At 63.2% G+C, this 20,495-nt stretch carries 18 protein-coding genes; 4 read left to right on the plus strand and 14 right to left on the minus strand.

The genetic code is table 11. The annotated features are described in order from the left end of the window. Positions 1–62: 62 nt before the first annotated feature. The 3 genes from AACW87_RS05345 to AACW87_RS05355 form a co-directional block, all read right to left on the minus strand. Positions 63–1,796 (minus strand): ABC-F family ATP-binding cassette domain-containing protein, encoded by a 1,734-nt coding sequence (locus tag AACW87_RS05345; RefSeq protein ID WP_241324402.1) that lies wholly within the window; start codon positions 1,794–1,796, stop codon positions 63–65. Between the two features lie 382 nt (positions 1,797–2,178). After that, positions 2,179–2,616 carry a PliI family lysozyme inhibitor of I-type lysozyme gene (locus AACW87_RS05350; protein WP_241324404.1) on the minus strand — a complete coding sequence of 146 codons (438 nt, stop codon included), beginning with the start codon at positions 2,614–2,616 and terminating at the stop codon, positions 2,179–2,181. Positions 2,617–2,740: 124 nt separating this feature from the next. Next, a complete protein-coding gene (locus AACW87_RS05355; protein WP_241324405.1) occupies positions 2,741–4,771 on the minus strand; it encodes a M13 family metallopeptidase in 2,031 nt (676 codons plus the stop codon). Between the two features lie 129 nt (positions 4,772–4,900). On the opposite strand from AACW87_RS05355, the gene tilS reads away from it, so the two are divergent. After that, positions 4,901–6,241 (plus strand): tRNA lysidine(34) synthetase TilS, encoded by a 1,341-nt coding sequence (gene tilS / locus AACW87_RS05360; RefSeq protein ID WP_241324406.1) that lies wholly within the window; start codon positions 4,901–4,903, stop codon positions 6,239–6,241. A 67-nt stretch (positions 6,242–6,308) separates the two neighbouring features. Here tilS and AACW87_RS05365 read toward each other — a convergent pair whose 3' ends face one another. Continuing rightward, a complete protein-coding gene (locus AACW87_RS05365; protein ID WP_241324407.1) occupies positions 6,309–7,229 on the minus strand; it encodes a GGDEF domain-containing protein in 921 nt (306 codons plus the stop codon). A gap of 100 nt (positions 7,230–7,329) precedes the next feature. Between AACW87_RS05365 and AACW87_RS05370 the strand changes: the two genes are divergently transcribed. Next, positions 7,330–9,282, plus strand: coding sequence for a cation:proton antiporter domain-containing protein (locus AACW87_RS05370; protein ID WP_241324408.1), 1,953 nt, complete (start codon positions 7,330–7,332; stop codon positions 9,280–9,282). Positions 9,283–9,310: 28 nt separating this feature from the next. Here AACW87_RS05370 and AACW87_RS05375 read toward each other — a convergent pair whose 3' ends face one another. From AACW87_RS05375 to AACW87_RS05395, 5 genes are all read right to left on the minus strand, one after another. Further along, positions 9,311–10,456, minus strand: a complete 1,146-nt coding sequence (locus AACW87_RS05375; RefSeq protein ID WP_043134513.1) for a patatin-like phospholipase family protein — start codon at positions 10,454–10,456, stop codon at positions 9,311–9,313. 168 nt (positions 10,457–10,624) lie between these two features. Continuing rightward, positions 10,625–11,494, minus strand: coding sequence for an alpha/beta hydrolase (locus AACW87_RS05380; protein WP_241324409.1), 870 nt, complete (start codon positions 11,492–11,494; stop codon positions 10,625–10,627). Positions 11,495–11,563: 69 nt separating this feature from the next. Beyond that, entirely contained in the window at positions 11,564–12,145 is a 582-nt protein-coding gene (locus AACW87_RS05385) for a TetR/AcrR family transcriptional regulator (protein WP_241324410.1), read from the minus strand. An 88-nt stretch (positions 12,146–12,233) separates the two neighbouring features. Further along, positions 12,234–12,362, minus strand: coding sequence for a LuxR C-terminal-related transcriptional regulator (locus AACW87_RS05390; RefSeq protein ID WP_445206851.1), 129 nt, complete (start codon positions 12,360–12,362; stop codon positions 12,234–12,236). Then, on the minus strand, positions 12,346–12,990 hold the full coding sequence (locus tag AACW87_RS05395) for a response regulator transcription factor (protein ID WP_042867224.1): 645 nt from the start codon (positions 12,988–12,990) through the stop codon (positions 12,346–12,348). Before AACW87_RS05395 ends, AACW87_RS05390 begins: the two co-directional genes overlap by 17 nt. A 158-nt stretch (positions 12,991–13,148) precedes the next feature. Here AACW87_RS05395 and AACW87_RS05400 point away from each other — a divergent pair, with 158 nt between their 5' ends. Continuing rightward, entirely contained in the window at positions 13,149–13,775 is a 627-nt protein-coding gene (locus AACW87_RS05400; RefSeq protein WP_241324411.1) for a glutathione S-transferase, read from the plus strand. Between the two features lie 85 nt (positions 13,776–13,860). Here the strand turns inward: AACW87_RS05400 and AACW87_RS05405 are convergent, their stop codons facing one another. The 5 genes from AACW87_RS05405 to AACW87_RS05425 form a co-directional block, all read right to left on the minus strand. Then, the gene (locus AACW87_RS05405; RefSeq protein WP_241324412.1) at positions 13,861–15,972 is read right to left on the minus strand and encodes an alpha-amylase; all 2,112 of its coding nucleotides are present in this window, start codon (positions 15,970–15,972) and stop codon (positions 13,861–13,863) included. 209 nt (positions 15,973–16,181) lie between these two features. Next, positions 16,182–17,342 carry a membrane protein gene (locus AACW87_RS05410; protein WP_043134523.1) on the minus strand — a complete coding sequence of 387 codons (1,161 nt, stop codon included), beginning with the start codon at positions 17,340–17,342 and terminating at the stop codon, positions 16,182–16,184. Then, complete coding sequence (locus tag AACW87_RS05415) at positions 17,342–17,713, minus strand: GtrA family protein (RefSeq protein WP_042867228.1); 372 nt, start codon at positions 17,711–17,713, stop codon at positions 17,342–17,344. Before AACW87_RS05415 ends, AACW87_RS05410 begins: the two co-directional genes overlap by 1 nt. After that, complete coding sequence (locus tag AACW87_RS05420) at positions 17,710–18,774, minus strand: glycosyltransferase family 2 protein (RefSeq protein ID WP_043134526.1); 1,065 nt, start codon at positions 18,772–18,774, stop codon at positions 17,710–17,712. Before AACW87_RS05420 ends, AACW87_RS05415 begins: the two co-directional genes overlap by 4 nt. 56 nt (positions 18,775–18,830) lie before the next feature. Continuing rightward, positions 18,831–19,376, minus strand: a complete 546-nt coding sequence (locus AACW87_RS05425; protein ID WP_241279230.1) for a hypothetical protein — start codon at positions 19,374–19,376, stop codon at positions 18,831–18,833. Positions 19,377–19,703: 327 nt separating this feature from the next. Between AACW87_RS05425 and AACW87_RS05430 the strand changes: the two genes are divergently transcribed. Then, positions 19,704–20,477, plus strand: a complete 774-nt coding sequence (locus AACW87_RS05430; protein ID WP_241324413.1) for a substrate-binding periplasmic protein — start codon at positions 19,704–19,706, stop codon at positions 20,475–20,477. The last annotated feature ends 18 nt before the right edge of the window (positions 20,478–20,495 follow it).

Consider the following 20,495-nt stretch of genomic DNA (forward strand, 5'->3'; position numbering starts at 1 on the left):
GCCGTGGCCGGCCGCGTGAGTTGAGTGAAAGGGTGGAATAAAAGCGCGGATCGCTGCTTGTCTCAGGGTTCGGAAAGACCCAGCAAGTCGGCAAGCCTGCCCAGCTCATCGCGCCAGCCCTGTTGCAGGCGCGGGGTCTGATGTTTGGGCTTGCGGGCGAGATCGGCGGCAAGCAGGGCATCCAGCTCGTACCAGCGCGCCAGTTGAGCCTCGTCATCGTGCTCTGGCATGGGCTCCTCCCCCCTGGCCTCATTGGCTTGGGCGTCGGCGGAGGGTCGATCGGGCGCATCGCCGAGCAGTTCGGCATAGGCCCGCTCGGCGCTGTGGGCCTCGTGGATCCGGCCCTGCCTGATCACCCAGAAGCGGTTGCAGCTGCGCTCGATCAGATCCCGGTCGTGGGAGACAAGCAGCACGCCGCCGGCAAAGCCGGTCAGTGCCTCGGCCAGCTCCTCCTTGCCTGCCAGATCCAGATGGTTGGTGGGTTCATCGAGCCAGAGCAGATGGTGACTCGCCAGCGACAGGGCGAGAAACAACAGTCTGGCCCGCTCGCCCCCGCTCAGGGTCGCGACGCGCTGACCGTGACGGGAGTAGGGGAAGCCCGCGCGGATCAGTGCCTGGCGTAGCGACACCTCCGGCAAAGGTGCCAGCGGATAGAGGGCATCGGTCAGGGTGGCGTGGTCGTCCAGCTGCTGCAGGGACTGATCGTAGTAGGCGATGCTGGCGCTAGGGTGGCGATACCAGCCCTCAGCCGGTCGTTGGTCGCACACCTCGCCCCAGCACTGGCGCAGCAGGGAGGACTTGCCCGTGCCGTTGGCGCCGAGCAGGGCGACCCTGTCGCCGGCGCGCAGCCAGAGATCCTCGGCCCGCAGCAGCGGCGGCAGGCCGGGGGCGGGGCGCACGTCGAGGGCGTCGAGTCGCAGCAGGGCATCGGCGGGCAGCGCCTGCCCGTGCAGTTCGAGGCGCCAGGGGGCGTCCGCCCCGACCACGCTCTGCTCCTCCTGCAGCCTGGCCACCCGTTTCTCCATGGACTTGGCCTGGCGCACCAGCTTCTCGTTGTCATGCTCCCGCCCCCAGATGGCGAGGCGCTTGCTGCTGGCGCTCAGGCGGTCGATCTCTTTTTGCTCGTCGGCCCGGCGCAGGCGGGTTTGCTCGTCCTCTTCGGCCAGAGCCGCCCTGGCCTGACTGCAGGGCAGGGCGAAGCGATGAAGCCGCCGATCCCTCAGGATCAGCGTCTCGCGGGTCACCCGATCGAGCAGACGACCATCGTGGGAGACCAGCACGAAGGCACCGCGCCACGCCAGCAGGAAGCGCTCCAGCCAGAGCAGGGCGGGCAGATCCAGGTGGTTGCTGGGTTCGTCCAGCAGCAAGAGGTTGGGCTGGTGCAGCAGGGCGCGGCCTATCTGCAAACGGGTGTGCTGGCCGCCGCTCAGCGCGCTGACCGGGAGGTCGGCCTGCTCGGCCAGTTGCAGCTCGGTCAGCATCTTGTCCACCTGCCACGCCTGGTCAGCCTCGTTGGCCAGCGCATCGAGCAGCACGGCGCGGGTGCTGAGCGCTTGCAGTTGCGCGGGCAGATGTTGGGCCACGAATTCACAGCGGCAGGGGGTGGCCTTGTGTATGCGTCCGTCATGGGGCTGGCGCTGACCGGCCAGCAGGGCGAGCAGTGTGCTCTTGCCACAGCCATTGGCGCCTATGAGGCCAATGCGATCACCGCTGCTGATGCTGAGGTCCAGGTTGTCAAATAACGGAAGGTGCCCCGCACTCATTTGCAGGGAATGGGTACTCATCAGGGTTGTCATGCTCTTGCTCTCTTAAATGGCGGGATCGAAGATCCCTGTCATCAGAAGTGCTGGCGACAACGGCAGAGTCGAGAAAGGTCTCGGTTTGGAAGGGAGTCGGCTTTGCTCGAACCCGCTATCGCAGCGCGATGGTATGCAGGCAAGAGCACGCGAATGTGCCGAACAGGCGGGCCGAGAACATCGGACACGCTTGGATAACCATTTTTTACCTCCTTATTTTTCGCAGTGGCAAGGTGGGGCGATTATAAACGCAGAAAAAATAGCCGTCCATCGGGGCGCAGGCCCCTAGCCGGGCGGCAAGGAGGCGGGAAAGGGCGTCGGCATCTGTCACCGACAAGGCGGCAGCCCCAAGTTGCGGGGCTGCCTCATGGCGTGTGATTAATTAATCGCGGGGGGTCTTGAGCGCCTGGATCACATCTTCCGTGGGGGCCAGCTCTTCCACGTGGTTGAAGCTGTCGAGCCCCTCTTGCGGATGTATGGTGAAGGCGTCGGCGCTCAGGTAGCTGCCGCTGCCGGCGCTCTCCATGATGACGATGAGCTCGGGCTGCTTGTCACCGTTGAGATCCTGCAGTTTGAGCTCCTTGATGGTGCCGTCGCGCGCCAGCACCTTGCCGTCGATGAACTGATCGAGGGGAAACTGGGGATTGGCGCCTGAGTAGAGGCGCACGTCGTAGCTGCCGATGGAGGCGGGTTCACCCCGTCCCTCGCTGACGGTGACCACCTGGCCGGAGGGCAGCGTCAGCTGTTTGAAGAATCCCTCCGCCGCCTGGCCAGTCAGTGGCAGGGTGAGCAGGCCGAGTGTCATGAATAAGGCTTTCATCGTTGTGACCCTTGTTGCTGCGGTGACGGGCGGCACGCCTGCCCGTCACGGATGTGAATGTGTGGGCCGGGTTCGGGGCATGCCTCTGCCCGGCTCTCTTTCTCTGCCTCGCCGGAGGCGGTCATTACCAGATCTTGACCCGTTTGGCCGGGGCCAGATAGAGCTTGTCACCCGGCTGTATGTTGAACGCCTCGTAGAAGGCGGGGATGTTAGGCACCACGCCGTTGACCCTGTACTCGGGCGGAGAGTGGGGATCCGAGGCGAGCAGCATCTGCATCAGCTCGGGGCGATACATGCCCTTCCACACCTGGGCCCAGCCGAGGAAGAAGCGCTGTTCGCCGGTGAAGCCGTCCAGCACGGGGGCTTCCTCGCCCTTGAGCGACAGCTCGTAGGCTTTGTGGGCTATGGTGAGGCCACCCAGATCGCCTATGTTCTCCCCCAGGGTGAACTGGCCGTTGACGAACTGGCCATTGATGGGCTCGAAGCGGTTGTACTGGGCCACCAGCCGGCTGGTACGGAAGCGGAACTCCTTGAGATCCTGCGGAGTCCACCAGTCGCGCATCAGGCCGTCGCCGTCGGACTTGGCCCCCTGATCATCGAAACCGTGGCCCATCTCGTGGCCGATCACTCCGCCGATGGCGCCGTAGTTGACCGCATCATCCGCCGTCAGGTCGAAGAAGGGGGGCTGCAGTATGGCGGCCGGGAAGACGATCTCGTTGTTGCTCGGGTTGTAGTAGGCGTTCACCGTCTGCGGCGACATGTGCCACTCGTCTCTGTCTACCGGCTTGCCGAGGCGTGCCAGGTTGTCGGCATACTCGAAGGCGTGGGCCCGCTGCAGGTTGCCCAGCAGATCGCCCTGGCGGATCTCGATGGCGCTGTAATCCTTCCACTTGTCCGGGTAGCCGATCTTGGGCCTGAACTTGGCCAGCTTCTCCAGCGCCTGGGTCTTGGTGGCCGGCGACATCCAGTCCAGCTCCTGAATGCTCTGGCCGTAGGCGGTGCGCAGGTTCTCCACCAGCTGCTCCATGCGGGCCTTGGCCTGGGGCGGGAAGTAGCGCTCCACGTAGAGCTGGCCCACCGCCTCGCCCAGGTGATCGTCCAGCACGCCGAGGGCGCGCTCCCAGGGGGCGCGTTGCTTGGGTGTGCCGCTCAGGGTGGTGCCGAAGAAGGCGAAGTTCTGGGCGTCGGTCTGGCTGTCGAGATAGGGAGCGTAATCCGTGATGAGCTGCCACTTGAGGTAGGCTTGCCAGTCGCCGATCGGGGTCTGTTGCATCAGGCCATCGAGGGCGGCGAGATAACTCGGCTGGCCTATGACCAAGTTGCTCTGACCGGCGAGGCCGGCCTGATCCAGGTAGCCATCCCAGTCGATATGCGGAGCGAGGCGCTTGAGTTCGCTCTGGGGCGCCTTGTTGTAGTTCTTCTCCCGATCCCGCAGGGCCACGTTGTCCCACTGGATCTGGGCGAGTTTGGTCTCAAGGGCCAGGATGCGCTGGGCCTTGGCCTTGGCATCCGCTTCACCGAAACGGGTCAGCATGCCGGCGATGTGCTGCTCGTATTTCTGCCGCAGCGCCTGGCTGTTGGGGTCGGTTTTGAGGTAGTAATCCCGATCCGGCAGGCTGAGCCCGGATTGATAGAGGTAGACCGCATAGCTGTCCGGCGCCTTGGCATCGGCGTCGATCCAGAAGCCGAACGGGGCGCCGCCGCCAGTGCGACCGCTCTGGGCAAAGGCCCGGGCCAGCCCGCTCCGATCGCGGATCTGATCGATCTCGCTCAGCAGAGGCAGCAGCGGCGTGGTGCCCTTGGCATCCCGGCTGCCCTGATCCAGATAGCTCTGGTAGAGATCGTGGATCTGCTGGGCCGGGGTGCCTGCTGCCGCCTTGCCGTCGAGCCCCTCGACCAGCACCCGCACGTCCGCCAGGGACTTGTCCCGCAGCATGTAAAAGGCACCGTCGGCGGGCCTGTCGTCCGGGATCTTGGCGGTGGCCAGCCAGTGGCCGTTCACGTAGCGGAAGAAGTCGTCACCGGGTTTGACCCGGGTGTCCATGTTGGCCAGCGCGAGGCCTGAGTGCTTGTCTGCTGTGTCCGGCGCCTGACTACAACCGGCCAGCAAGGCCAGTCCGATGAGGCCGGCCAGCAGGCTTTTTTTATTGTTCATCTTGTTGGATTCCAATTCGGGTTATTCAGCTTCCTGGCCCAAACAGGGCAGTTCTTCACTCTAACAGTCGGGTTGCAGCTTGATAAGCCCGACTCTGCTAAGATCGGCCTGGTCGTTTTGGGGAAGCCTATGATTTCTCGTATTTATTCTCGTTTTTGTCAGACCCTGCCGGCGCCGGAAGGTTCCCGGGGCCTGTTGGTTGCCTTCAGTGGCGGGCTCGATTCCACCGTGTTGCTGGTGCTGGCGGCGCAGTTTGCCCGCGAGCAGGGGCTGGTGCTGCGCGCCCTGCACGTGCATCACGGCCTGAGCCCTCACGCCGATGCCTGGGTAACCCATTGTGAAGCCGTGTGTCAGCAACTGGCGGTGCCGCTCATGGTCGAGCGGGTACAACTGGTGCGTGGCAATGGCGAGAGCCTGGAGGCCCAGGCCAGGGAGGCCCGCTATCAGCGGCTGGCCGCCAGCCTGGGGGCCGGGGAGTGGCTGCTCACCGCCCATCATCAGGACGATCAGCTGGAGACACTGCTGCTGGCCCTCAAGCGTGGCGCCGGCGTGCGCGGCCTGGCGGGCATACTGCCGAGTCAGCCGTTTGCGGCCGGCCTGCTGCTGCGCCCCTTGCTTGAGGTCAGCCGGGCCGAGTTGGCAGAGGTGGCCCAATCGCTTCCTTACGGCTGGGTGGAGGATGAGAGCAATCAGGATGTGAGCTATGACCGCAACTTCCTGCGCCAGACGCTTATCCCGCAGCTCAAGGCGCGCTGGCCCGCCATGGCCCGCACCGCCGCCCGCAGCATGGCGCTGTGCGCCGAGCAGGAGACGCTGCTGACCGAGCTGGCCGAAGCGGACTGGCGGTTGGCCGGTGAGGGGAGTGCCCTGAATATCGAGCCGTTGCACGGGCTCTCGGCGACCCGGCGCAACAACCTGCTGCGCTACTGGATCCGCCGGCTGGGGGGCGAGATGCCCTCCCGGGATCAGCTGGCTCTGCTGTGGCAGGAGGTGGCGCTGGCGCGCGAGGACGCCAATCCGCAGTTCAGCTTGAAGAGTCTGGATTGCCGCCGTTTTCAGGGCCGGCTCCATCTGGTCAAGCCGGGGCTGGCGCCCTGTCACGCGCAGCTGATGGTGGCGGTTGGCGAGTCGCTCGCCTTGCCGGACGGGCTGGGACAGGTGCAGCTAGCGCTGCGCCAAGGCGGTGAGGGGTTGAGGCTGCCCACCGCGCGGGAGCCAATGTCGGTGCGTTTTCAGGTGACGCCCGGGATCATGCTCAAACCCGTGGGGCGCAGCGGCAGTCGGCGCTTCAAGAAGTTGCTGCAAGAGTATGGGGTGCCCTCCTGGCAGCGGGGGCGCATCCCCATCCTCTATTACGGCGAGCAGGTGGCGGCGGTGGCCGGACTCTTTATCTGTGACGGATTCATGACGCGAGCCGCCGGTCTGGAGTGGCACTGGCTGCCAGCGGCTGACAGCTGGATCCCGGAGTGAATCGGGTTCGCCATCAAGACAAAAAAGCCGGCATTGCCGGCTTTTTTGCACTCGTCCCCTGACAGGCTCAATCCAGCAGGCCGGCCTTGCCCGCTTTTTTGCGGGCGTAGAGGTGAGCGTCCGCCGCCTCGTACAGGCTGTGGACCGCCACCCCGGACTGCCAGCTGGCGGCCCCCAGGCTGCAGCCGACCGAGAAGGTGCTGAGCTCCTTGTGGGTCATCAGCATGTGTTGCAGCCGCAGCCAGACGGGGCGCCAGGCCTCGGGCTCGGCGGGTTGCAGCAGCAGCGCAAATTCGTCGCCACCGAGGCGAAACGCCTGATCCGTGCTGCGGATGCAGCTCTTGAGCAATTGGGCGAAGCGGCTCAGCACCAGATCGCCGATCGGGTGGCCCCAGGTGTCGTTGATCTGCTTGAAGTGATCCAGATCCAGCAGTACCAGCACCAGACCGTGAGACTCCCGGCTGTGCTGCTCCACCGCGCGGCCTATGGCCTCATCGAAGTAGGAGCGGTTGCCGAGCCCGGTCAGGTGATCGAGTCGCACCTGTTGCTCCAGTTGTGCCAGCCGCAGATAGAGGGGCAGGGGCAGGCAGAGCAGTTGATGGTACTGCTGCAGGATCCGCTGCTGGCTGCCGCTCAGGACGTGTTCCAGGGTGTAGTGCAGCTGGCCGAACAGCTGGCCATGCTGGCCGCGCAGTTCGAACGGGTAGCTGTGCAGCGTCAGGCTGGCCTGGGGCGGTTGCTGGATCAGCCGCAGTGGCTGGGCGTGATCGAAGTAGAGGCTGTGTATTCGGACAATTCTTGCCGCACGATCGGCAAAGGTTGCCAGCAGGCTGTCGAGATCCGTCTGTACCAGCAAGAGCTCGAGCAGCTGGTTGCGATCCTGGCTGGCCAGCGGCGTGAGCCGCTCCATCTGGCGAACCCACTGCTCTATGCCATGCCCCAAGCCATTCAATGACGATGCGTTTTCCACGGTACAGCCCTCATACATCCTACTTCCTGCCACTTCCCTGCAATCCTTGTGCCCAAAATATGTTCGATCTGAACAAGGGCGGCTGGCTAGGCTTAAGTGGATAAAAAGGGAGGGAAAATTGTATACAGATGTCTTGATCCTGCTGTTTGCCGCCGTCTTGCTGGTGGCGATTTTCCGGCGCCTCGGCCAGCCGGTGATCCTCGCCTACCTGCTCGCCGGGGTAGTGCTCGGCCCCTATGGCGCCGCCGTGATCACGGGGCAGGCGATCATGCAGACCATAGCCGAGCTCGGCATCGTCTTTTTGATGTTCTCGCTCGGGCTGGAGTTCTCGCTGCCGCGGCTGATCGCCATGCGGATGCTGGTGCTGGGGGTGGGCGGTTTGCAGGTGTTGTTCACCTCCTCGCTGTTCTTCTGGCTCGCGTGGTGGTGGGGGCTGAGCCTGCCACAGGCGCTGGTGGTCGCGGGCACCCTGGCGCTCTCCTCCACCGCCGTGGTGATCAAGCAGCTGGGGGAGCAAAAACAGCTGCACACCCGCCGGGCCCAGCTCGGGGTGAGCGTGCTGCTGTTTCAGGATCTGGCGGTGGTGCCGCTGCTGGTGATGATCCCCATACTGGCCAGGCCCGAGATCCAGGGCGGCGCCCTGCTGGCGGAGATCGCCTGGGCCACCCTCAAGGGGCTGTTCGCCCTGTTCAGCCTGCTGGCGGTGGGCAAGTGGCTGCTGCCGCTGCTGTTTCACGAGGTGGCACGGGCCCGATCCGACGAGCTGTTCGTGTTGAGCGCCCTGCTGGTGGCGCTGCTGGCCGCCTCGCTGACCCAGTGGATGGGGCTCTCCATGGCGCTGGGGGCGTTTCTGGCGGGCATGATGCTGGGCGAATCCCACTATCGCCACCAGCTGGAGGTGGACATACGGCCGTTTCGGGACGTGTTGATGGGGCTCTTCTTCATCACCATCGGCATGACCATGGACTGGCAACTGGTGGCACGGGCCTGGTGGCAGGTGATCCTCAGCGTGCTCGGCCTCATCTTGATCAAATCCCTGCTGGTGCTGCTGGCCGGACGCCTGATGGGGGAGCGCAAGCGCGATGCAATGGCGACGGGGATCATGCTGAGCCAGGTCGGCGAGTTTGGCTTCGTGCTGCTGGCGCTGGCCAATCACCACGGCCTGCTCGACCATCAGCTGATCTCCCTGCTCATCGGCATAGGGGTGACCTCCATCGCCATGACCCCCTGGCTGGTGCAGCGGGCCCAGGGTCTGGCCCGCTCGCTCATCGACTCGACCCTGCTCTCCCGCTCCGAGGTGGCGCAGTCCGGCCTCAGCAAGCATCAACACGTCATCATCGCCGGTTTCGGCCGGGCCGGGCAGACCTGCGCCCGCTTCCTCAAGCTGGAGGACATCCCCTTCCTGGCGCTGGATCTCGATCCCGAGCGGGTGAGCGAGGCCAAGTCGGCGGGGGAGCAGGTGGCGTTTGGCGATGCGAGCCGGCGCGATATCCTGCTGGCCGCCGGCCTGTTGCGGGCCCGGCTGGTGATCATCACCTTCGACGATCGCAAGCGGGTCGAGGCCATGCTGGCGCTGATCAAGGAGTTGGCGGTGGATGTCAGGGTGCTGGTGCGCACCCGGGATGACAGCTTTCTGGAGGCCTTCAAGCAGGCGGGGGCCCATGAGGTGATCCCCGAATCCCAGGAGGGGGCCCTGATGCTGGTCTCGCACCTGCTGCTCAACTGCAACGTCCCCATAGGCCGGGTGATCCGGCGCATGGAGCACGAGCGCAGCAGCCAGTATCGCTTCCTGCACGGCTTCTACTGGGGAGATCAGAGCGCCGGCAATCTGGAGACGGACCAGCTGCTCGAGCGACTGCATCCCGTGCTGCTGCACGATCAGGCCTGGGCTGTGGGGCGCACTGTGCAGGCACTGGCACTGGAGGAGGTGCGGATCAAGGAGGTGCAGCGCGGCGAGCAGAGCCTGGAGCCCAGACCCGAGCTGACGCTGGCGGCTGGGGATCGGCTGGTGCTGTTTGGCAATGCGGTGGCGATGGAGCAGGCCGAGCAGCGGCTGCTGGAGGGGCGCTAGCTCGGCTGTCCCCCGGGTTGGCTGCGGTTCATGCCTCCTCCCGCGCCATCTGCTCTATGCCCAGAAACTGTTCGACCCGCTGGCGCTCGTTGAGGGTGTCCCGGTAGCCCAGCTTGATCAGCTGCTGGCAATAGCCGGGGTAGAACATCAGGAAACTGGCCAGGCTGCTGGTCTCATCCCCCGTGACCCCCAGTACCCGCAGCAGGCGGCGCAGGTGCACCGGCAGCTTGCGCAAATAGTTCAGCGCCATGATGTCGAGATCCTCGCTCGGCTTCAGCACGCAGGTCTCCACCCGCTTCAATTTCAAACGGTTGCGCTCCCGCTCCGGAATGAGATCCAGGGTCTGGTTGATGCGCCACAGCCGCTCAAGATCCGAGTTGAGGGTGTCGGTGAAGACGGTATCCAGCAGGTGGCTGGCGATGTTGGAGCTGGTCAGGTGACCGTGATGAAAGGTCGGCGCCGAGTGGGCCGGCGGATCCAGGGTGATCAGCAGGATCCGCTCCGCCCCCAGGTGGATGGCGGGGCTGAGCGGGCTGAGCTGGTGGATGGAGCCATCGCCGTAGAATTTGTCGCCTATATGGGTCGCCGGAAAGACAAACGGCAGCGCCGAGGAAGCCAGCAGGTGATCCGAGGTGAGCAGGGTGCGCACCCCGCGCCGTCTGGCCCGCTCCCATGGCAGGTGTTCGGCCCGTCCCTGGAAGAAGGTGGTGGAGAGGCCGTCATCGTAATCGGACGCCGTGATGGCGAGCGCCTCCAGGCTGCCGTAGAGGATGTTGTCATCGATGCGGTGGTAGTCGATGAGCTGATCCAGCAGGCGGCGCAGCGGCGCGTTGTCGAACAGGTGAAAGGCGTGGTTGGTGTGGGGATTGATGAGGCCTGCCGAGCCCTCGTACATCAGCCGCCACAGCAATCTGCCGGGGTGAAAGTCAAAGATGTGATGGGTCTCGAAGCGGCGCCAGACCCACTCCAGCTTGCGTACCCCCAGATGAAAACAGGAGGCATAACAGGCCAGTGCGGTGACATTGATGGCGCCGGCCGAGGTACCGCACAGTATGGGAAAGGGAATGCCGAGATTGCGGGGATAAAACTCGGCGATGGCCTTGAGGGCCCCGACCTGATAGGCGGCGCGAGCACCACCACCGGTTAACAGAAGAGCTGTGTTGGGTCTGGCCATGACGCTACCCCTTATGTTGTTGGCGGCAGCAGTACACCCTGCTCATGATACTGCGCCTTATGCTTGCCACTGGGGGTGTTGCCACCGAGCAATTTAACTATAAGGCGCTGTATCGAATATAAAAACAGGGTTGCTCACCATTTTTTTGCAGGCCGGTTTCGACCCCTGTCATCCGGCCGTCTGCGACGTGTTCAGCCGATCGAAGGCGGCAAACACGGGGGCGCTGGCGAGGATGCGACCGTGACCGAGGCCGCGGGTGCTGACCAGCCGGGTGCGGCCGTCCCGGCTTGCTCGCAGGGAGTCGTCGTGGGGGGCAAACCTGTCCTCCTCGTCGTGCACTATGGTGGTGGCCCCTGCGCGGCTGGCGAGGCGTCCCAGCGGATCGACAGTGCTGAGAGGGTGCTGGTACTCCTGCTCTATCTCTTTCACCACGGCATCGAACAGCCGGATGGAGTAGCCGGAGCGTGCCACCATGCCGTAGAGCTGGGGCACATAGTCGAGCACGGGCGAGATGAGCAGCAGCGGCAGCCGGTCCAGGCCTGGCACCCGGCTGGAGAGAGTGACGGCGCCCCCCATGCTGTGGGCTATGAGCCCCTGGATGGGGTCAGACTCGTCGCTCAGTTTGGCCACCAGCTCGTCGAAGGCGCGCACGAAGCGGGGCAGGTGGCCGGTATGGCCGGCGCTGTGGCCGTGAGCCGGATGATCATAGGAGAGGGCGGTAAAGCCCTGGGCGGCGATGTGACTCATCAACGGATAGAACTGACTGGCGCTGCCGGACCAGCCGTGCATCAGCAGCCAGACTGGTCCCTGGCCGAGCCGGTAGCTCATCAGCACACCTTCGCTGGTGTGAACGGCCTGTTTGACCAGGCCCGCAGGCGCCGCCGCGTCCCGCTGGTTGCGCTGGGGGGTGAGCAACAGCTTGCTGGCGGTGCGTCTGGCGTGGGCCGGAGCGAGTCTGTGGTGCAACCGGGTGCCGAGCCCCAGCAACCACTTGCTCGGGCTGAAGCGGCGGGTGTTGAAGTAGATCTTGCTGCTCATGATGCTCCTGTCTGTTTTATGTTCGAACGGTCGTGCTTTTTTGTGGGTTTTTAAAAAGGCAGTTGAAAATCAGCGCCAGCTGCTCAGCAGAACCTCCACTTCGGGCCAGAAGTGGCGGGCCGGATCCTGACACAAGTCCAGTGCGTTGAACACCTGATCCCCCAGATAGAGGCCGTACAGCCGGTAGACGGCGCGCCAGGGATCCATGTCGCCGCGCCATTCCCCCTGCGCCTGACCCTGCACCACCTGGCGGGCCAGGTAGTCGAGCCAGAAACGCACCAGCTGGCGTGCAGCCTGCTGCACCTCGCCCTCCTGGGCCGAGGTCCAGGCATCGAGGAACATGCAGCGGCCGGCGAAGCTCTGGTTCCAGGCCAGCCAGGCCTGCAGCAGGGCGATCAGCTTCTCCTGCTGGTTGCCGTGCTGCTGCTGGCGCACCGGCTGGATCACCCGTTCCCGGAACACCTCGGCGGCATACTCCAGCACGGCGATCTGCAGGTTGTCGCGGGATTGGAAGTGAGCAAAGAGGCCGCTCTTGGACATCTCGCAGGCGCAGGCAAGGGAGCCTATGGTCAGGCTCTCCAGTCCCTGCTGGCTCGCCTGCTCAAACGCAGTCTGCAAAATGTTGTCGCGGGTCAGCCGGCCCTTGCTCATCGCACTCTCCTCGTTGGCCCTGCAGCATAAAGTACGACCGTGCTATTTGTCGAGCGGCGGATCCTCATGCAAGACGAGATGAGCGGGTTCAGTCGTCCTTGATATCCATCTGCTGCAGAGCTATCACCGCCTGGGTGCGATTCTTGACGCCGAGCTTGCGAAAGGCGGGGGTGATATGGGCTTTGATGGTGGCAAGGGGGTCAGTCGTCCTTGATATCCATCTGCTGCAGGGCTATGACCGCCTGAGTACGATTCTTGACGCCGAGCTTGCGGAAGATGGCGGTGATATGGGCCTTGATGGTGGCCTCGGAGACGTTGAGCTCCCAGGCGATCTGCTTGTTGAGGCTGCCATCGCGCAGCATCACCAGCACCTTGTATTGCTGGGGGGTGAGGCTGGCGAGCTTGCTGGCGAAATCGGGACCATCTTCGGACTCCGGATGCAGCGAGATGCCGGCCGGCACCCAGTTATCCCCCCCGATCACCGTATTGAGGGCGTTGACCAGCTCCTTCATGGGCACGGATTTGGGGATGAAGCCCAGCGCCCCGAGCCGCAACACCTGCTGGATGATGGCGGGATCCTCCGAGGCGGAGACCACGACTATGGGCAGATCCGGGTGCTGGCCACGCAGGTGGGCGAGGCCGGAGAAGCCGTTGGCGCCCGGCATCTTGAGATCGAGCAGCAACAGGTCCACCTCAGGGTGTTCCCCCAGCAGGCTGGTCAGGCTGTCGATGGAGTCCGCCTCCAGCAGCTGGGCGTCGTTGATGGCCATGTGCACCGCTTGATAGAGGGCGCCCCGAAACAGGGGGTGGTCATCTGCGATGACGATGGTAAATTGGCTATCCATTGCTCACATTGTTGCTAACTGATTGTTTTGGAAAATCAAACTAGCATCGCTCCCCGAGGGGGTCAAACCCGCAGGCGTGCAAATGTGAAGCGACCGTCGGATGTCGTGCCATTGGGGCCGATGGGATGGTCATGAGCAACCCATGCAGGAGGCAATAGATGGGATCCTTGGTATTGACGGTGGGCACTGGCTCCACCTGGGCGATGCGTGCCGCGCTGGTGCTCGCCATGAGCGGACTGGAGTGGCAGGAGCAGGTGTTCGATCTGGAAGATGCCAAGGCGTTGGCGCGGCTCAAGCGCGTGGGGCCTGCCGGCCTGGTGCCCTGGCTGGATCACGATGGCGTGCGGATACACGACTCGCTGGCCATCGCCGAATACCTGCACGAGCTCTGTCCAGAGCGCCAGCTCTATCCTGCTTCCCGCGCCGAACGGGCACTGGCCCGCAGCCTGTGCGCCGAACTGCACTCGGGCTTTGGCCAGATCCGCAGCCAGCTGCCCTTCTTCCTGGGGGCGCCGACCCGCAGCGAGCCGCCAGTGGAGGCCATAGGCGAGCTGGCTCGCTTGCAGACCATCTGGTCCCAGGCGAGGGGACCCTTCTACTTTGGCGAGGCGGGCATTATCGACGCCTTCTATGGGGTGATGGCCTATCGGCTGGCCAGCTACGGCATCCAGCTGCCCGGTCAGGCCGGCGTCTATCAACAGGTCTTGCTGGCCTGGCCCCTGTGGCAGGCGTTGCTGGTCAAGGTGCGACTGCAGTGGCCGGTGGCGGCCCGTCAGCCGGCGTAAGACGACCCTGCGGAATGTTCGATGACTGACATGAAGAGGGGAGCCACTGGCCCCCCTCTCTCTTGTGGCTAATCTGGCCCAGACGTTATTTCTGCCGACCGGCAAACACCACCACTACCTTGTCGTTCCCCTTTTCCCGCACAAAGCTGTAGGGCGCATCGGAGATCTTCTTGTGGCTGCCTGCCGCCACCGCCGGGTGAGCGGCGCGGAACTGGCCGAGTCGCTGCCAGTGCTTGACCAGCTCTGCCTTGTCGCCACTGGCCAGCTCCTGCCAGTTCATGTCAGATCGCACGCTCTGATCGAACACGCCGCCATCCTTGGCGAGCCCCCGGCCCGACTCGTCCCCGTAGTAGAGCTGAATGCCGCCCGGCAGCAGCATGAAGCTGTTGGCCACCCGCCGCTGCAGCGGCACGTCCTGATAGTCGCCGAAGAACAGCTTGGTGTCGTGGGAGCTGATGTAGCTCAGCACGTTGAACTCGGGATCCTGGTTGATGCGGCTGGCGTAGCTGGCATAGGTGGGCTCGTTGCCCGCCATGCACTGGGCCTGGGGCAGGGCGAACTCGCGCTGGTAGTCGAAGTTGATCAGTGAATCGAAGCCGTTCTGGTACCAGAAATCCTTGGCGACCCCGTGATCCCACACCTCGCCCACCATGTAGAAGGGCAGGTCATCCAGCGCCTTGGTCGGGTTGGCCTGTTTCCACTCCTTGAGCGCCGCCGTGCCCGCCTGCTTGAGGCGGGCCCAGACGGCGGGCTCCAGGTGCTTGACTGTGTCGGCCCGAAAGCCGTCTATGCCGAAGCGGCGCACCCAGTCGGTGTGCCAGGCGATGAGGTAGTCGCTGACGCTGGCATTGGGCAGTGGCTTGGCCCTGGTGTCCTGCTTCGCCGCCAGCAGCGGCGGCAGCCCCACAGATTTGGTTGATTCGGTCAGGAAGTCCGGCAACCCCGCCACAGTGCCGGTGACGTCGTCGGTGCCGGGTTGCGGATAACCGGGCAGGCCGGCCCGCACCCAGTCAGGGCCCCACCACTGGTGCCAGTTAGGGGACTGGTAGTCGATAAACTGGTTGTAGCCATGCCAGTTGAGGCCGCCGCTCGGGCGCCACTCGTTCCAGCGGGTCGGCAGCTTACCCGTGTTCTGGGTCAGGCTCTCGAGCCCCAGATCCTGCAGGTCGGCCAGGGTGGCGTAGCCGGCGTGGTTCATCACCACATCGAGGATGATCCGCATGCCGCGCTTGTGGGCCTCGTCCACCAGGGTCTTCAGGCTCTCTTCGTCGCCGTAGTTGGGATCGATTTTGGTGAAGTCCAGCGCCCAGTAGCCGTGGTAGGCGTAGAAGGGAAAGTTGCCCTGCTCGCCGCCGCCGATGAAGCCGTGCACCTGCTCCACCATGGGGGTGATCCAGATGGCGTTCATGCCGAGGCTCTTGATGTAGTCGAGCTTCTCGGTCAAGCCCTTGAAATCGCCGCCGTGCCAGGTAGCCACCTCGTCCTGGCCGTCTTTCTGGCGGCCGAAACTGTGGTCATTGGCGGGGTCGCCGTTGTTGAAGCGGTCGGTCAGCAGGAAATAGACGCTGGCCTGATCCCAGCTGAAGGGTTCCGGCTTGGCCGCCTTGATCGGCTCGAGCAGCAGCAGGCCGCCGCTCTCTTTGGTCGGGGTCAGGGTCAGCTTGCCCCCCTTGACCAGAGCCTCCTGTCTGGAATAAGCATCCCGCAGCCGGGTGCCGTCGGGCCAGACCCCCTTGAGCGAGACGGTGACGGGGCCGCCATCCCACTGGATGCAGGGCTCCTCGGGGGGCTGGCGCTTGAACTCACTCTTCTTGGTGGCCCGCAAGACCTTGAGGCTGGGGGTAGCCGGGTTGAAGGTGAACTGATAGTCCCCCGCCAGCATCACCCGCAGAGTAAAACTTTGATCCTTGGTGCATTTGTCCATGGGTTGCGCCGTACCGAAGGGGAGCGGCTTGCTCTCGCTCGGGCCGAAGCTGGTGCCGCAGCTGCTGTCCGGGTCGCTGATGCGGATCTGGTGGCTGCCCTTGGCGAGGGTATGGGTCAGCTCCACCGGGCCCTTGTCCAGTCGCAGCGGCGTGGCGACCGCTTTGCCATCCACATAGAGATGCACCTCGGGGGCGGCCAGCACCTGGCCGGTCAACAGGGGGCTGGCCAGCAGGGCGAGCCAGAGGGGAGAGAAGCGGGGAGCGCGACGCATAAGCCATTCCTTGAGCAGGGGTAAGCGGACCAGATTCCGTCAATGGGGCTCATTCTAGGGGGCATGGTGGCGGGCATGGACAGGCAAAGCGCCGATTTGTGACCTCAGTTCAAATGGTTACGTTTTCAGAAATGGGAAAGTGTGACACCGGAACGCCAGCCATAAAAAAAGCCGGTCAGTCGACCGGCTTTCTGGTGCAAGTGATTACATCAAACGGTGAAGAACTTGAAGTTGACGAAGGCCACCGCGATGAAGGAGGCCACCATGCCGCTGACGCAGAGCACGGCCGGGCGAATGGCAGGCCAGCGATGGGTCAGCAGGACAATGGCCAGCATGGTCGGATAGAGGCCGAACATGTAGCGCGGCATGGCGTTGAGGCCTGTCATCAGCGGTATGGTGCAGCAGATGAACATCAGGGTCGCCTCGGCCCAGCGCTTCTGGCTGAACAGATAGAGGTTCAGGGCCCAGCCGAACATCACCATGATGGAGAGGTAGGACTTGCGCCCCCCCAGCTCGAAGCCGCTCAGCCACCAGTCCAGCGGACTGTCCATGTAACGGCCCCAGGCCACCTGGATGTGCTTGAAGGCCAGCGCATCGCCGGTGAGGTGATAGAGGTAGACCATGTAGGCAAACAGGCCGAGCGGGATCATCCAGAGGGTGAACACCACCTTGAAGGCCCGCTCGGTGAAGCGGAAGAACTCGCGCCAGCCGTAGGCCTGCAGGGCCAGGATCAGCACGGGGAACACCATCATGACCCCCAGGTTGCGGGTGCCCGAGATGAAGACGCCGAGCAGGGCCACCATCAGCCACTGTTCCCGATAGGCGAACAGGAACATCCCCAGCATCAACGCCATGAACATCGACTCGGTATAACCGGAGACGAAATAGGCGGAGAAGGGGGAGAAGGCGAGCAGCCAGACGCCGAAGCGGGCTGTCTCGTCACCCAGCTTGAGCTGACGCAGCACCAGCAGCATCAACGGCAGGCTGGCGAAGAAGGCGATGTTGGCCACCAGCATCAGGCCGATCAGACTCTCGACCTTGAGCAGGTTGGAGAGCGCGCCCGACAGCATGGGGTAGAGCGGCATGAAGGCCCAGTTGGCCGCGTTGCCCTTGCTGAGCCAGCGCGGGTAGAGATCGTAGCCGTTCTCTATGATGCGCTGGAACCAGACGCAGTCGAACTGGCAGTAGGCTTGCAGCGGACCTATGTCGGTGGCGCCGTAGAGCTGAACGCCAAAGTAGCCCATGCCATAGAGCGCTACTCGGCTCAGTACGAAGGCGGCGATGATCATCAGCCAATCGCGGCTGCTGATGCGCAGTGACGGGCGGTAGGGGCCCACGTTGTCAGGGGTCATAGTTGTCATGTCATTCATCAGGCAAATACCCAGATCCTGGAGAGGAGGTAGGTGAGCACGGTGACTGTCAGGGTGGCGATCACCACAGGCAGCAGACCGGAAAGACCCGCAAACAGCAGACCGCTCAATATCAGGTTTCTCACCGCCAGCGAGAAGAGGGCGACCAGCAAGAATTTGCCGATGGCACCCTGTTTCTGGAAGGTGATGTAACGATGGCCAAAGAATGAGAACCAGAAGGCAATCATGAAGGCGATGGTGGTAACCCAGTGCTCAGAGATGGCAGGCCAGGTGTGGAACAGCGCGATAGAGGTGCCAAGGTCGACGAGGGTTGCCCCCCCGCCGACCAGACCGAACCGAAACAGGCGCCAGAATTCCTCGCGGGAGATCATTGAGGCGCTTGCTCCTGCTGGTCGTCAGCGGCCTTCACTGTGGCCGCCTTCTTGCCTGCGCTCTTCTTGCTGCCGGTGGCTGCGCCGTCCTGCGGTTGTGCTTCATCCTGCTTGGCATACTGGCCGTACACACCTTCGATGAGGTAGACGGGGCGCTGCTTCACTTCCACGAACATGCGGCCTATGTACTCGCCTATGATGCCAAGCGACAGCAGCTGGATGCCGCCGAGGAAGAGCACCACCGACATCAGGGAGGCGTAACCCGGCACGTCTACGCCGAAGAAGACCACCTGGGTCACTATCTTGAGGATGTAGAGGAAGGCGACGAAGGAGACGCCGACACCGACGTAGCTCCACACCCGCAGCGGCCAGCTGGAGAAGCTCATCAGGCCGTCGAGGGCGAAGTTCCACAGCTTCCAGTAGTTGAACTTGGTTTCACCGGCGTGACGGGCGGGGCGCTCGTAAGGCACGCCGACGGCACGGAAACCGGCCCAGGCAAACAGCCCCTTCATGAAGCGGTTGCGCTCCGGCAGTTGCTTGATAGCCTCGACCACGCGGCGGTCGATCAGGCGGAAGTCACCGGCGTTCTCCGGCAGCTTGGTGCTGGTGGAGAGGGCGTTGAAGAAACGGTAGAAGCCACCGGCGGTGAGGCGCTTCATCGGGGTATCGGCGCTGCGATCCACCCGGATGCCGTAGACGGTGTCATAGTCACCTGTTTGCCACAGCTTGACGAATTCGAGGATCAGGGCAGGGGGATCCTGCAGATCCACGTCCATCGGCACTATGGCATCGCCCTTGGCATGATGCAGGCCGGCGGTCATGGCCGCTTCCTTGCCGAAGTTGCGCGCCAGGTTGACCAGGGTCACCCGGGGATCGCGGGTAATGGCCTGCTCGATCACCTCACGGGTACGGTCACGGCTGCCGTCGTTGACGAACACTATCTCCAGCCGATCCTTGAGGGGCGCCAGTTCGTTATCTATCGCGTTGATGAAGGCATCTATGCTCTCTTCCTCGTTGTAGACGGGAACGATCAGAGAGAGTCGAAAATCGGCATGCGACATGAAAACTTCCTTATTTGGAAAATTATTTTATAAAACAGCGTATTGGATAATACGTCTTACTGGGCGACTGTCAGACGTACCGACTGGACATTGAGAGGTGTCGGTGCGGACAGCGCCAGGAAGTTGGGACGCTTGGGATCCGATGTCAGCGATTCGCCCGGCAGATTGAGCCGGATCTCGTTGATACCGGCCTTGGCCAGCTTGATGGTGGTGGTAAAGTCATGACCCAGTGCCACCTTGAGCAGTGCGCCGGCTTGCGGGCTGTTGACCCGGGCCTGTACGGTCAGCTGTTCGGGTTGTGCCTGTTGCCTTGGCAGCACGAAGTAGAGGCCACCCTGGCCACTGAGTTCGGTGCCGTCCGCGCTCGGCTTCTTGGCCCAGCCTTCGCTGGAGAGGAAGCGGCTCGGCTTGGTCAGATTGAGCTCGTTGCCGGGCTGGTAGGTCATGCTGGAGTTGTGCTCCCAGAAGCGGGTCTTGCCTTCCAGATAATAGAGCTTGTAGGCCAGGCTCACGTTGGGGTGAGCAGCCAGATAGAGGGTGTAAAGGTAGAAACCACTCAGGGCCATGATGGCCGTCAGAAAACCGAACTTTTTGTACGTCATATCACTCTCTACGCCTCACGATTGGTAGGCTGATTTCGCGCATATGCTAATCCAATTGCAAAAAAAGCATAGTGGATCACAAAAATATATTTGGTCACATATTAACCCCTTTCCAGTCAGTGCTTCAAATGTTCCTGCTTTGCCCTTTTTATCGCCTGATCTGGCCTTATGCCGCGCGGGGGCTGGGCTCATTTCCGGGCTGAGTCCCTGCTGCCGCGGCGGGCCCGTTCAGACACTGTGCTGGCAGTCGCGATCGCTGTGGCAGGATCTGTCGCCATTTTACCAAGGCCGATTTATGATGACCTATCGCCAAGTCAAGGATGACCCATGAAGCTGAAACTCGGTTGCTGGATGCTCTGGTTGCTGACCCCGCTGGTGTCGGCAAACAGCCTGTGTCCCTCTCCATTGCGGGTCGGTTACGACAACTGGCCACCCTATCACTATTACGCCAGTGCGACGGCGACCGCGCCCAAGGTGCTGCAGGGTTTTGCGGTCGAGGCGCTCAACGCCATGCTCAAGCGTCTGGACTGCCGGGCTACCTATGTCGAGCTGCCCTGGAAGCGGGTGTTGCACGGCCTGGAACAAGGTTCGCTCGATATCGCCATGGAGGCCTATTTCAACGACGAGCGTGGCCGCTACGCCTGGTTCTCCGATGCCTACAACCCGGGGCGCAGCATGCTCTGGATCCGCAAGTCATCCTCCTATTCCGAATCCGATCTGGCGACCTGGCTGGCCAATGGCCACACCCTGGGGGTCACCAAGGACTACTACTATGGTGCCGAAACAGCCGAACTGGTGCGCCGTTATGCGGCCCAGGTCAGCGTGGTCAACGATCGGCAAAACTATGGCAAGCTGGTGCTCGGCAGGATCGACGGTTTCCTCGGGGATATTCTGGCGACCCCCTGGGGTCTGAAAGAAGAGGGGCTGGCCGATCTGATCGTGCCTCACACCATGCCCGTCTATGAGGCACCGACCTTCTTCATGTTCAGCAAGAAGCGGCTGTCACCCGCGTTTGTCAAGGCGTTCAATCGGGAGTTGGCTGAATTTAAAGCAACAAATGAGTATGACATTATCTGGCGGCGCTACGCGCCCGCCAGCTAGTAAAGTCGTTGGCATTCA

The sequence above is a fragment of the Aeromonas sp. MR7 genome (assembly GCF_963899385.1).
Taxonomy (GTDB): domain Bacteria; phylum Pseudomonadota; class Gammaproteobacteria; order Enterobacterales; family Aeromonadaceae; genus Aeromonas; species Aeromonas bestiarum.

Bases quoted from the DNA above. Each gene is read 5' to 3' on its own strand.
- AACW87_RS05345 (WP_241324402.1), bottom strand. From the start codon at position 1,796: ATGACAACCCTGATGAGTACCCATTCCCTGCAAATGAGTGCGGGGCAC.
- AACW87_RS05350 (WP_241324404.1), bottom strand. From the start codon at position 2,616: ATGAAAGCCTTATTCATGACACTCGGCCTGCTCACCCTGCCACTGACT.
- AACW87_RS05355 (WP_241324405.1), bottom strand. From the start codon at position 4,771: ATGAACAATAAAAAAAGCCTGCTGGCCGGCCTCATCGGACTGGCCTTG.
- tilS (WP_241324406.1), top strand. From the start codon at position 4,901: ATGATTTCTCGTATTTATTCTCGTTTTTGTCAGACCCTGCCGGCGCCG.
- AACW87_RS05365 (WP_241324407.1), bottom strand. From the start codon at position 7,229: ATGTATGAGGGCTGTACCGTGGAAAACGCATCGTCATTGAATGGCTTG.
- AACW87_RS05375 (WP_043134513.1), bottom strand. From the start codon at position 10,456: ATGGCCAGACCCAACACAGCTCTTCTGTTAACCGGTGGTGGTGCTCGC.
- AACW87_RS05380 (WP_241324409.1), bottom strand. From the start codon at position 11,494: ATGAGCAGCAAGATCTACTTCAACACCCGCCGCTTCAGCCCGAGCAAG.
- AACW87_RS05385 (WP_241324410.1), bottom strand. From the start codon at position 12,145: ATGAGCAAGGGCCGGCTGACCCGCGACAACATTTTGCAGACTGCGTTT.
- AACW87_RS05395 (WP_042867224.1), bottom strand. From the start codon at position 12,990: ATGGATAGCCAATTTACCATCGTCATCGCAGATGACCACCCCCTGTTT.
- AACW87_RS05400 (WP_241324411.1), top strand. From the start codon at position 13,149: ATGGGATCCTTGGTATTGACGGTGGGCACTGGCTCCACCTGGGCGATG.
- AACW87_RS05405 (WP_241324412.1), bottom strand. From the start codon at position 15,972: ATGCGTCGCGCTCCCCGCTTCTCTCCCCTCTGGCTCGCCCTGCTGGCC.
- AACW87_RS05410 (WP_043134523.1), bottom strand. From the start codon at position 17,342: ATGAATGACATGACAACTATGACCCCTGACAACGTGGGCCCCTACCGC.
- AACW87_RS05415 (WP_042867228.1), bottom strand. From the start codon at position 17,713: ATGATCTCCCGCGAGGAATTCTGGCGCCTGTTTCGGTTCGGTCTGGTC.
- AACW87_RS05420 (WP_043134526.1), bottom strand. From the start codon at position 18,774: ATGTCGCATGCCGATTTTCGACTCTCTCTGATCGTTCCCGTCTACAAC.
- AACW87_RS05425 (WP_241279230.1), bottom strand. From the start codon at position 19,376: ATGACGTACAAAAAGTTCGGTTTTCTGACGGCCATCATGGCCCTGAGT.
- AACW87_RS05430 (WP_241324413.1), top strand. From the start codon at position 19,704: ATGAAGCTGAAACTCGGTTGCTGGATGCTCTGGTTGCTGACCCCGCTG.